At 58.4% G+C, this 10,463-nt stretch carries 11 protein-coding genes; 9 read left to right on the top strand and 2 right to left on the bottom strand.

Annotated features, from left to right (window positions below):
* Positions 1 to 100: 100 nt before the first annotated feature.
* Together BLW22_RS30625 and BLW22_RS30620 are read right to left on the bottom strand one after the other, a co-directional pair.
* Positions 101 to 1,321, bottom strand: coding sequence for a CaiB/BaiF CoA transferase family protein (locus BLW22_RS30625; protein ID WP_065926878.1), 1,221 nt, complete (start codon positions 1,319 to 1,321; stop codon positions 101 to 103).
* Positions 1,322 to 1,333: 12 nt separating this feature from the next.
* Complete coding sequence (locus tag BLW22_RS30620; protein ID WP_065946476.1) at positions 1,334 to 2,515, bottom strand: acyl-CoA dehydrogenase; 1,182 nt, start codon at positions 2,513 to 2,515, stop codon at positions 1,334 to 1,336.
* Between the two features lie 158 nt (positions 2,516 to 2,673).
* On the opposite strand from BLW22_RS30620, the gene BLW22_RS30615 reads away from it, so the two are divergent.
* From BLW22_RS30615 to BLW22_RS30575, 9 genes are all read left to right on the top strand, one after another.
* Positions 2,674 to 3,573 (top strand): LysR family transcriptional regulator, encoded by a 900-nt coding sequence (locus BLW22_RS30615; RefSeq protein WP_065926876.1) that lies wholly within the window; start codon positions 2,674 to 2,676, stop codon positions 3,571 to 3,573.
* 452 nt (positions 3,574 to 4,025) lie between these two features.
* Positions 4,026 to 5,147, top strand: a complete 1,122-nt coding sequence (locus BLW22_RS30610) for a Re/Si-specific NAD(P)(+) transhydrogenase subunit alpha (RefSeq protein ID WP_074848115.1) — start codon at positions 4,026 to 4,028, stop codon at positions 5,145 to 5,147.
* A gap of 15 nt (positions 5,148 to 5,162) precedes the next feature.
* Positions 5,163 to 5,483 carry an NAD(P) transhydrogenase subunit alpha part 2 gene (locus BLW22_RS30605; RefSeq protein WP_003187417.1) on the top strand — a complete coding sequence of 107 codons (321 nt, stop codon included), beginning with the start codon at positions 5,163 to 5,165 and terminating at the stop codon, positions 5,481 to 5,483.
* On the top strand, positions 5,483 to 6,919 hold the full coding sequence (locus BLW22_RS30600) for an NAD(P)(+) transhydrogenase (Re/Si-specific) subunit beta (RefSeq protein WP_027608003.1): 1,437 nt from the start codon (positions 5,483 to 5,485) through the stop codon (positions 6,917 to 6,919). Before BLW22_RS30605 ends, BLW22_RS30600 begins: the two co-directional genes overlap by 1 nt.
* Positions 6,920 to 7,098: 179 nt before the next feature.
* On the top strand, positions 7,099 to 8,592 hold the full coding sequence (locus BLW22_RS30595) for an acetyl-CoA hydrolase/transferase family protein (RefSeq protein WP_065926874.1): 1,494 nt from the start codon (positions 7,099 to 7,101) through the stop codon (positions 8,590 to 8,592).
* Positions 8,593 to 8,910: 318 nt separating this feature from the next.
* Complete coding sequence (locus BLW22_RS30590; RefSeq protein ID WP_003187413.1) at positions 8,911 to 9,126, top strand: DUF1127 domain-containing protein; 216 nt, start codon at positions 8,911 to 8,913, stop codon at positions 9,124 to 9,126.
* A gap of 259 nt (positions 9,127 to 9,385) precedes the next feature.
* A complete protein-coding gene (locus tag BLW22_RS30585) occupies positions 9,386 to 9,571 on the top strand; it encodes a DUF1127 domain-containing protein (RefSeq protein ID WP_027608005.1) in 186 nt (61 codons plus the stop codon).
* A gap of 136 nt (positions 9,572 to 9,707) precedes the next feature.
* Entirely contained in the window at positions 9,708 to 10,028 is a 321-nt protein-coding gene (locus BLW22_RS30580) for a DUF2388 domain-containing protein (protein WP_074848113.1), read from the top strand.
* Positions 10,029 to 10,131: 103 nt separating this feature from the next.
* Positions 10,132 to 10,440, top strand: coding sequence for a DUF2388 domain-containing protein (locus tag BLW22_RS30575; protein WP_065926888.1), 309 nt, complete (start codon positions 10,132 to 10,134; stop codon positions 10,438 to 10,440).
* The last annotated feature ends 23 nt before the right edge of the window (positions 10,441 to 10,463 follow it).

Raw genomic sequence — 10,463 nt, 5'->3', positions numbered from 1 at the left:
ACTCCCAGGATCTGCCGTCAACACTTAATTTAGTTTTCCTATCAATTTGCCGAAGTTGATTAAAAAACCACCAAAACGCCCTCTATATAGAAGAGCGCCCCTAGATAACTCCCGCTTCTTTTAAAGCCTTCACATTCGCCGAGCCCAACCCCAACACATCCTGCAGCACCTGAGCCGTATGCTGCCCCAACAAAGGAGGCGCAGTACGGTACTCCACAGGCGTCTTGGATAACCGAATCGGACTGGCCACCAGCGGCACCATCCCCGCCAACGCATGCGGCAGCTGTATCGCCAGCCCTCGTGCCTTTACCTGAGGATCGGCAAACACCTGGGCTAGGTCATTGATCGGCCCACAAGGCACACCAACCCGCTCCAGTTGTGACACCCACTCAGCCGTAGTCTTGAAGACCGTAACCTGGCGAATCAATGGAATCAGCTCAGCGCGGTTGGCTACCCGCACCTTATTAGTAGAGAACCGCGGATCATCCGCCCACTGCGGCTGCCCAGCCACTTCGGCGAACTTGCGAAATTGCCCGTCATTACCCACGGTCAGTATGAAATCGCCATCGGCCGTAGGAAAATCCTGATAAGGCACGATATTCGGATGAGCATTACCCAGTCGTTTTGGCGCCGCTCCCGTGGCCAGGTAGTTCATCGCCTGGTTAGCCAGACAAGCCACCTGCACATCAAGCAATGCCATATCGATATGCTGCCCACCACCGTCATGATCCCGATGCGCCAGCGCAGCAAGGATCGCCACCGTCGAGTAGAGCCCAGTGAGAATGTCAGTCAACGCCACCCCCACCTTCACCGGCCCGGCCCCCTCATCGCCTTCCGGCCGACCGGTAAGACTCATCAGCCCACCCAACCCCTGGATCATGAAGTCATACCCCGCGCGAGCGGCATACGGCCCCGTCTGACCGAAGCCAGTGATCGAGCAGTAGATCAACTCCGGATTCACCTTCTTGAGCGAATCGTAGTCCAGCCCATACGCCGCCAGGCCACCCACCTTGAAGTTCTCGATCAAGATGTCGGACTTGGCAGCCAGATCTCGCACCAGCCGCTGTCCCTCCGGCCGCGTGAAGTCGATCGTCACCGACTCTTTGTTGCGATTAGCCGACAAGTAGTACGCCGCCTCACTCGTGTTCTCGCCATCAGCGTCTTTAAGGAAGGGCGGCCCCCAGGCGCGCGTATCGTCACCGCTACCAGGTCGCTCGACCTTGATCACCTCAGCCCCAAGGTCCGCAAGGATCTGCCCGGACCAGGGGCCTGCCAACACTCGCGATAAATCCAATACCCGCAGATGCGAAAGCGCGCCCATGCCGTTCTCCTATTAATAGAACGCCTGAATACCGGTTTGCGCGCGCCCCAGAATCAGGGCGTGCACGTCATGGGTACCCTCATAGGTGTTAACCACCTCAAGATTCACCAGATGACGCGCCACCCCGAACTCGTCGGAGATACCGTTGCCACCCAACATGTCCCGCGCCATACGTGCGATGTCCAGGGACTTGCCGCATGAGTTGCGCTTCATGATCGATGTGATTTCAACCGCAGCCGTTCCCTCTTCCTTCATACGCCCCAGGCGCAGGCAGCCTTGCAGCGCCAGGGTGATTTCGGTCTGCATATCGGCCAGCTTCTTCTGAATCAATTGAGTTGCTGCCAATGGACGGCCGAACTGATGGCGATCCAGGGTGTACTGGCGTGCGGTGTGCCAACAGAACTCGGCAGCACCCAAAGCCCCCCAGGAGATGCCATAACGCGCCGAGTTGAGGCAGGTAAAAGGGCCCTTCAAGCCGCGCACATCCGGGAAAATGTTCTCTTCCGGCACAAACACGTTATCCATCACGATCTCACCGGTGATGGAGGCGCGCAGGCCGACCTTGCCGTGAATCGCCGGCGCACTCAGGCCTTTCCAGCCTTTCTCCAGAACAAACCCACGAATATCGCCAGCGTCGTCCTTGGCCCACACCACAAACACGTCCGCAATCGGGCTATTGGTGATCCACATTTTTGCGCCGGTAAGGCTGTAGCCGCCATCCACTTTGCGCGCACGAGTGATCATCGCGCCAGGATCGGAACCGTGGTCAGGCTCGGTCAAACCAAAACAACCAATCCATTCGCCAGAGGCCAATTTCGGCAAGTACTTCTGCTTTTGCGCTTCGGTGCCGAACTCATTGATAGGCACCATCACCAGTGACGACTGCACACTCATCATCGAGCGATAACCGGAGTCGACGCGCTCAACCTCACGCGCAATCAGGCCGTAGCTGACGTAACTCAAACCACTGCCCCCGTACTGCTCAGGAATCATCGCCCCCAGCAAACCGGTCTCACCCATTTCACGGAAAATCGCCGGGTCGGTCTTTTCATGGCGAAAGGCTTCGAGCACACGCGGCGCCAGCTTGTCCTGGGCGAATTGCTCAGCACTGTCGCGCACCATGCGCTCCTCTTCGGTGAGCTGTTGATCCAGCAGCAGTGGATCGATCCAGTTGAAGCTTGCCTTGCCAGCCATGAATAAGTCCTCGCAAAGAAAAATCAGAAGTCGTGCATGGAGCCTAGGCCGGGCAGGCAGGGAGAGCAAACGAGGTTTTAGCATAGGCTTGTGATAATTTATCACTCCGTAACGCCTACAAGCGGCGCAGCTGCACTTTTTATGTGAGGACAAGGTATATGCGCAGAAAAATTCCCAGCACCACCGCCCTTGTCAGTTTTGAAGCGGCAGCCCGCCACGAGAGCTTTACCAAGGCGGCGCATGAGCTTTCCATCACCCAAGGCGCCATTTGCCGACAGATCGCCAGCCTGGAAGAGTTTTTAAGTGTCGAGCTGTTTCGGCGCTCACGGCGCGGGGTAAAGCTGACGGAGGCGGGACTTTCATACAGCCGTCGCGTGGCCACCCAGCTGGACGCCGTGGAGCGCGATACCCTGTCCGTCATGGGGCAGCAAGGCGCAAACACCATTGAGCTGGCCGTAGTACCCACGTTTGGTACGCAATGGTTGATCCCTCGCCTCAAGGACTTTCAACGAGAGCATCCAGAAGTGACGGTAAACCTGACTAACCGCACGCGTCCTTTTCTATTTGCGGATACGGAATTCGACGCAGCAATTTACTTCGGCGACGCAGATTGGTCCGGCACCGAATCCCACAGGCTCATGGGAGAAAATCCTGTCCCCGTGTGCAGCCCGCGACTATTGGGCGAACTTGAGCGATTCACCCCCCAGGAGATTGCAGAACTGCCATTGCTGCAGCAGACCACCCGCCCTTACGCCTGGCGCCAATGGTTCAACGCCCAGCAACTGAACGTGCCCCGCGACATGACAGGCCCACGTTACGAGCTATTCTCGATGTTGTCTCAAGCCGCCATGCATGACATGGGTATTGCACTGATCCCGCCATTCCTTATCCAGCGAGAACTGGATGAGCATCGACTGGTGATCGCAAGCCCGCAGGCGCTGACCAGTTCGAAGGCTTATTACCTGATGATTCCTGACAGAAAAGTCGAATCCGCCTCACTGCATGCGTTCAGAGACTGGTTGATAGACCAATCGCAGCGCTACAGCCCCAGCATTTAAAGGACAAGCCTCACATACTGACTTTGTAGTCAGCTAAATCACAAGCCTACAGATGTACGTATATGTCGCATTTAAGCAGACTGTACCTGTCAGCCTGAAACAAGGCTTAAAGCCATGATTTTCGTGGCTTGTAGCGACTCCTATCAGCCAATGCCCGACTATTCACATCAACGATGGAAAAAAACACACGAATCAGCTGAAGCCCTTTAAACACCTGTATTTAAAGAGGTTATTTCAGACCGTTGCGACAATCAGTCACAGGGTGACTTGTAGTTAATTTTTCGTCACCCGTCATAATCCCTTGAAGGCCGTAAAGTTCGCCTGCAAAATGCCGCGCCCCGCTGTCATTTCAGCGGGATCGTGCTGATCGGCCGCCCCAGCTGCGCCACTCGCGGTGCACTGGCCTTTTTACAAAAAGATCAAAAGCAAAAAGATCATGCAGGAGATTTGACGTGCACATTGGTGTTCCTCTCGAAACCCAGACCGGTGAAACGCGGGTGGCTGCCACCCCGGAAACCATCAAGAAGCTGATCGGCCAGGGCCATAAGGTCACTGTTCAAAGCGGCGCAGGCCTCAAGGCCAGCATCGTCGACAGTGCCTATGAAGCGGCAGGCGCGACCATTGGCAGTGCCGGCGATGCGTTTGGCGCCGAGCTGATTCTCAAGGTGGTCGCCCCCAGCGACAGCGAACTGGCGCTGATCAAAAGCGGCACCGCGTTGGTGGGCATGCTCAATCCGCTCAGCAACGAAACCATTGCCAAGCTGGCCGAGCAAGGCATCACTGCCTTTGCGCTGGAAGCTGCGCCACGTACCTCGCGGGCCCAGAGCCTCGACGTGCTGTCTTCCCAGGCCAACATCGCCGGCTATAAAGCCGTGTTGCTGGCCGCCCATCATTACCCGCGCTTCATGCCGATGCTCATGACCGCCGCCGGTACGGTCAAAGCCGCGCGCGTGCTGATCCTCGGCGCCGGTGTTGCAGGCCTTCAAGCCATCGCCACGGCGAAACGCCTGGGCGCGGTGATCGAAGCATCCGACGTGCGTCCTGCGGTAAAAGAGCAGATCGAATCCCTTGGCGCCAAGTTCGTCGACGTCCCCTACGAAACCGACGAAGAACGTGAATGCGCCGTCGGTGTCGGCGGCTACGCGCGCCCGATGCCCAGCAGCTGGATGCAACGCCAGGCCCTGGCCGTGCACGAACGCGCCAAGCAGGCCGACATCGTCATCACCACCGCCCTGATCCCCGGCCGCAAGGCGCCGACGCTGCTCAGCGCCGACACCGTCGCGCAGATGAAGCCCGGCTCGGTGGTCATCGACCTCGCTGCCGCCCAGGGCGGCAATTGCCCGCTGACCGTCGCCGACCAGGTGGTGGTGGAGAACGGCGTAATCATCTGCGGCCCGACCAACCTCGCCGGCGCCGTCGCCGCCGATGCGTCGGCCTTGTATGCGCGCAACCTGCTGGACTTCCTGAAACTGGTCTTCAACAAGGAAGGGCAGTTTGAAATCAACCTCGAAGACGACATCGTCGCCGCGTGCCTCATGTGCCGCGACGGCCAAGTCATCCGCAAAAACGCCTAAGCAGGGATTCAGACGATGGAAGAGCTTATCTCCCCCGGTATCTACAACCTGATCATCTTTGTGCTGGCGATTTATGTCGGTTACCACGTGGTCTGGAACGTAACGCCCGCACTGCACACACCGTTGATGGCAGTGACGAACGCCATTTCAGCGATTGTGATTGTCGGCGCCATGCTCGCTGCAGCGCTGACCGTTACGCCACTGGGCAAGACCATGGGCACCCTGGCTGTGGCCCTCGCGGCCGTGAACGTGTTCGGCGGTTTCCTAGTAACTCGCAGGATGCTGGAGATGTTCAAGAAGAAAGCCCCGAAAGTAAAAGAAGAGGCGCCGAAGTAATGAGCATGAATCTGGTGACGACGCTGTACCTGATCGCGTCGATCTGCTTTATCCAGGCCCTCAAAGGCCTTTCGCATCCCACTACGTCGCGACGCGGCAATCTGTTCGGCATGCTCGGCATGGCGCTGGCGGTACTCACGACCGTAGGCCTCATCTATAAGCTCGGCGCTGAGCTGGCCACCGCCGGTATCGGCTACGTGATCGTCGGCCTGCTGGTCGGCGGCACCGCCGGCTCGATCATGGCCAAGCGCGTAGAAATGACCAAGATGCCCGAACTGGTCGCCTTCATGCACAGCATGATCGGCCTGGCCGCGGTGTTTATCGCGATTGCCGCCGTGGTCGAGCCGCAGTCCCTGGGCATCGTCAAACACCTGGGCGATGCGATCCCGGCGGGCAACCGCCTGGAGCTGTTCCTCGGCGCGGCCATCGGGGCGATTACCTTCTCCGGTTCGGTGATCGCGTTCGGCAAGCTGTCGGGCAAGTACAAGTTCCGCCTGTTCCAAGGCGCACCGGTACAGTTTGGCGGCCAGCACAAGATCAACCTGGTGCTCGGCCTCGCAACCCTGGGCCTGGGCCTGGCGTTCATGTTCACCGGCAACCTCACCGCCTTTGCGCTGATGCTGGCATTGGCGTTCGTGCTCGGCGTGCTGATCATCATCCCGATTGGCGGCGCCGATATGCCGGTTGTTGTGTCGATGCTCAACAGCTACTCCGGCTGGGCCGCGGCGGGCATCGGCTTCTCGCTGAACAACTCGATGCTGATCATTGCCGGTTCGCTGGTGGGTTCAAGCGGTGCGATCCTGTCGTACATCATGTGCAAGGCGATGAACCGCTCCTTCTTTAATGTACTGCTCGGCGGTTTCGGCAATGCGCCGGATGCCGGTGCTGCAGCGGGTTCTAAAGAAGCACGCCCGGTGAAGTCCGGTTCGGCCGACGACGCCACCTTCCTGCTGACCAACGCCGACACCGTGATCATCGTTCCAGGCTATGGCCTGGCAGTGGCACGGGCACAGCATGCCCTGAAGGAACTGACCGAAAAGCTGACGCACCGTGGCGTGACCGTGAAATACGCGATCCACCCGGTGGCCGGCCGTATGCCTGGGCATATGAACGTCCTGCTGGCCGAGGCGGAAGTGCCTTACGACCAGGTGTTCGAGATGGAGGATATCAACTCCGAATTCGGCCAGGCTGACGTGGTGCTGGTGCTGGGCGCGAACGACGTGGTCAACCCGGCCGCCAAGAACGACCCCAACTCGCCGATTGCCGGCATGCCGATCCTGGAGGCGTTCAAGGCCAAGACCATCATCGTCAACAAGCGTTCGATGGCCAGTGGTTACGCCGGGCTGGATAACGAACTGTTCTACCTGGACAAGACCATGATGGTCTTCGGTGATGCCAAGAAGGTCATCGAAGATATGGTCAAGGCCGTCGAGTAACACTGCGCCAGAGCAATACCCGAAACCCTGGCCTCTAGTAGGCTGGGGTTTTTTATTACCCCATGAAACCCGACCAAAGGCTCTAAATCGCTGCCCCGCATTCGACCATGGTAGCGGGCCGAAACTTTTTGAAATCACTACACTGCCCACCTTGCTTCCGTAGCCTGAGATAACAATTCATGTACCGTGATCGTATCCGCTTGCCTTCGTTGTTGAACAAGGTCATGAGCGCGGCAGACGCCGCCGCACTGATCGAGGACGGCATGACCGTCGGCATGAGCGGCTTCACCCGTGCCGGTGAAGCCAAGGCCGTCCCCCACGCCCTGGCCGAACGCGCCAAGACGTCCCCGCTGAAAATCACCCTGATGACCGGCGCCAGCCTGGGTAACGACCTGGACAAGCAATTGACCGAAGCCGGCGTGCTGTCCCGACGCATGCCGTTCCAGGTCGATAGCACGTTGCGCAAGGCGATCAACGCCGGCGAAGTGATGTTTATCGATCAGCACCTGTCGGAAACCGTCGAGCAACTGCGCAACAACCAGCTCAAGCTGCCGGACATTGCCGTCATCGAGGCCGTTGCGATCACCGAACAAGGCCATATCGTGCCCACCACGTCCGTGGGTAACTCCGCCAGCTTCGCGATTTTCGCCAAGCAAGTGATCGTCGAGATCAACCTGGCACACAACCCGAATCTGGAAGGGCTGCACGACATCTATATCCCGACCTACCGGCCAACCCGTACGCCGATCCCGCTGGTAAAGGTCGACGACCGCATCGGCAGCACCGCGATCCCGATCCCGCCGGAGAAGATCGTCGCCATCGTGATCACCAATCAGGCCGACTCAGCCTCCACCGTGACACCACCCGACAGCGACACCCAGGGCATCGCCAACCACCTGATCAACTTCCTCAAGCAGGAAGTGGACGCCGGGCGCATGACCAACAAGCTTGGCCCGCTGCAGGCCGGGATCGGCAACATTGCCAACGCAGTGATGTGCGGCCTGATCGATTCGCCGTTCGAAGACCTGACCATGTATTCGGAAGTGTTGCAGGACTCGACGTTCGACCTGATCGACGCCGGCAAACTGAGCTTTGCCTCGGGCAGCTCGATCACCCTGTCGGAGCGGCGCAATGCCGACGTGTTCGGCAACCTGGAGCACTACAAAGACAAGCTGGTGCTGCGCCCGCAGGAAATTTCCAATCACCCTGAAGTAGTGCGGCGCCTGGGCATTATCGGCATCAACACGGCGCTGGAGTTCGACATCTACGGCAACGTCAACTCCACCCACATCTGCGGTACGCGGATGATGAACGGCATCGGCGGTTCCGGCGACTTTGCGCGCAACGCGCACCTGGCGATCTTCGTCACCAAGTCGATTGCCAAGGGCGGCGCGATTTCCAGCGTGGTGCCGATGGTCAGCCATGTGGACCACACTGAGCATGACGTCGATATCCTGGTCACCGAAATAGGCCTCGCCGACTTGCGGGGCCTGGCGCCGCGGGAGCGGGCCCGGGTGATCATCGACAACTGTGTGCACCCGGCATACCGCGATGCGCTGAACAGTTACTTCAACACAGCCTGCGCCATCGGCGGACACACGCCACACATCCTGCGCGAAGCACTGAGTTGGCACATTAACCTGGAAGAAACCGGGCATATGCTCAAGGCTTGATTGATACAGATTCGAGCTGACGCAAACACAGTTTCGTCAGCTCGATGCCACAACCCTCGATTCTTGAAAAAACTGTACTGCTGTACCGGTCATTTCCTACCGAAAATTCCCACACCCACATCATAAAATGCCTATTTCGCACCATTTCAGTGCAGACAGGTACAGTTGCCCCATTTCCGTACAGTACAGCGCCTATAAACAGTTAACTGGCCCCTCACAATACAGGTGAACTGTATCTAGAGAGTCTTGCGCCGGAAGAGGATCATTGGCATCAGTTAAACCACTACCTAATACCGCCACAAGCGGAAGGATGTCATCATGGAACGTACACTCAGTTCCGAACTGTTCTTCGAAGAAAAAGCTGTAAACACCCAGGCTTCCCTGCCTTTGCGCGTTCTCGCCAACCTGATGTTGTGGCAGCGCCGCATCTCCAGCCGCCATCAACTGGCTCGTCTGGATTCGCGTCTGCTGGCTGATGCCGGTATCAGCGAAGCTCAACGCTACGAAGAGCTGAGCAAGCCGTTCTGGCGTTAATTGACGCCCGCTGGCCCTGACCCACCGGGTCCACAGCCAGCACTGATTTGTCAAAACAAAGCCCGCCCCGGGAGACCGGAGGCGGGCTTTGTTGTTTCGGGGCCAGCCTTGTTCCAGGCCAAACAGAAGCCATTCATCTCAACCAGTACAGTTCAAAAAATATAACAGTTAAGCAGTACAATTAAGTATTGGTGTATCTGTAACGGTCAAAGCAACTCGCCCACCATGGTGTTCCAGGACCTCACGGAAGGCGCTCACCATGGACACCCAACCCTCTCTCTATAAACGGCTGTTACACAGGACAGCTTCCACGCTGGCCAAATGGCTCCGCCACGCCTACGAACGCCGCCAACTGGCGCAACTCGATCTTCGAGAACTCTCCGATGTCGGCATCAGCCCGGGAGACCGAATGGCCGAGCTGTCCAAGCCGTTCTGGCGAGACTAGGCAGTCAAGAAGCTTTCCGAACGGATAAACAGCGGCTTAATATCCATGCACAACGTGGCGAACCGTTTAGAACAGGCGTCTGATCCCCAATGGCTGCCCTGCGCCACCTTATTCGTTCACCTACAGGAGTCACCCCATGTCCCGTATTCGCCTGCTGAGTGCTGCTGCCCTGCTGGCCCTGGCCACCAACGCCAGCGCAACCAGCTTCATCGTGACCACCGACTCCATCGTCGGCGCACTGAAGGCTACTTCCGACGCCACCTCCGATGCCACTTCGTCACTGCGGGATAACAAGGTCGTGCGCGCCGCTCGTGACGACGCAGCCAGCTTCGTCGCAAGCGAAGGCGCCATTCGTGGGGTGAAGCTGGAAAGCGCCCTGGCCCAGATCCGCCAACACGCGCCGCAACTGAACACCGCGACTGACGCACAACTGGCCCAAGCCATCCTGGCTATTTGAGTGGGCTGACAAAGGGAGCGCCCGTCGCTCCCCGATGCCGACGCACTGGCTCTCGCTCGGGCATTACGCTAGCCTTGGCGCTCGCTTTCAGTTGTCGAGTCCCATGGCTTTTTCATACCGCCTGCTAATAGTCCCTGTGTGTTTGTGTGCCAGCTGGTCGCCATTGGCTTCGGCCTTTGACCTGACCATCCAAGGTACCGTCGCGAGTGCGTACGCCACCAGCAAGGTGAGCTCAGCGCCTTTCGACCGGAAAGTAGTCGTGGCGGCCCAGGCTGATGCCGCTGCGTTTATCGCCACTGACGGCCAATGGCGGGGTGCACGGCTGGAATCCGCGCTGGATTACCTGCGCCGTACCCAACCAAAACTTAACGCCAGCGACCTTGAACTGGCGCAGGCAATTCTCGTCCAATAATCATCTTTGTATTTCGGAGTCAT

The sequence above is a fragment of the Pseudomonas marginalis genome (assembly GCF_900105325.1).
GTDB lineage: Bacteria > Pseudomonadota > Gammaproteobacteria > Pseudomonadales > Pseudomonadaceae > Aquipseudomonas > Aquipseudomonas marginalis.
The sequence above is the reverse complement of the archived record's forward strand: the minus strand, read 5'-3'. Positions and strand labels throughout refer to the sequence as shown.

Bases quoted from the DNA above. Each gene is read 5' to 3' on its own strand.
- BLW22_RS30605 (WP_003187417.1), top strand. From the start codon at position 5,163: ATGGAAGAGCTTATCTCCCCCGGTATCTACAACCTGATCATCTTTGTG.
- BLW22_RS30575 (WP_065926888.1), top strand. From the start codon at position 10,132: ATGGCTTTTTCATACCGCCTGCTAATAGTCCCTGTGTGTTTGTGTGCC.
- BLW22_RS30615 (WP_065926876.1), top strand. From the start codon at position 2,674: ATGCGCAGAAAAATTCCCAGCACCACCGCCCTTGTCAGTTTTGAAGCG.
- BLW22_RS30590 (WP_003187413.1), top strand. From the start codon at position 8,911: ATGGAACGTACACTCAGTTCCGAACTGTTCTTCGAAGAAAAAGCTGTA.
- BLW22_RS30620 (WP_065946476.1), bottom strand. From the start codon at position 2,515: ATGGCTGGCAAGGCAAGCTTCAACTGGATCGATCCACTGCTGCTGGAT.
- BLW22_RS30625 (WP_065926878.1), bottom strand. From the start codon at position 1,321: ATGGGCGCGCTTTCGCATCTGCGGGTATTGGATTTATCGCGAGTGTTG.
- BLW22_RS30595 (WP_065926874.1), top strand. From the start codon at position 7,099: ATGTACCGTGATCGTATCCGCTTGCCTTCGTTGTTGAACAAGGTCATG.
- BLW22_RS30580 (WP_074848113.1), top strand. From the start codon at position 9,708: ATGTCCCGTATTCGCCTGCTGAGTGCTGCTGCCCTGCTGGCCCTGGCC.
- BLW22_RS30600 (WP_027608003.1), top strand. From the start codon at position 5,483: ATGAGCATGAATCTGGTGACGACGCTGTACCTGATCGCGTCGATCTGC.
- BLW22_RS30585 (WP_027608005.1), top strand. From the start codon at position 9,386: ATGGACACCCAACCCTCTCTCTATAAACGGCTGTTACACAGGACAGCT.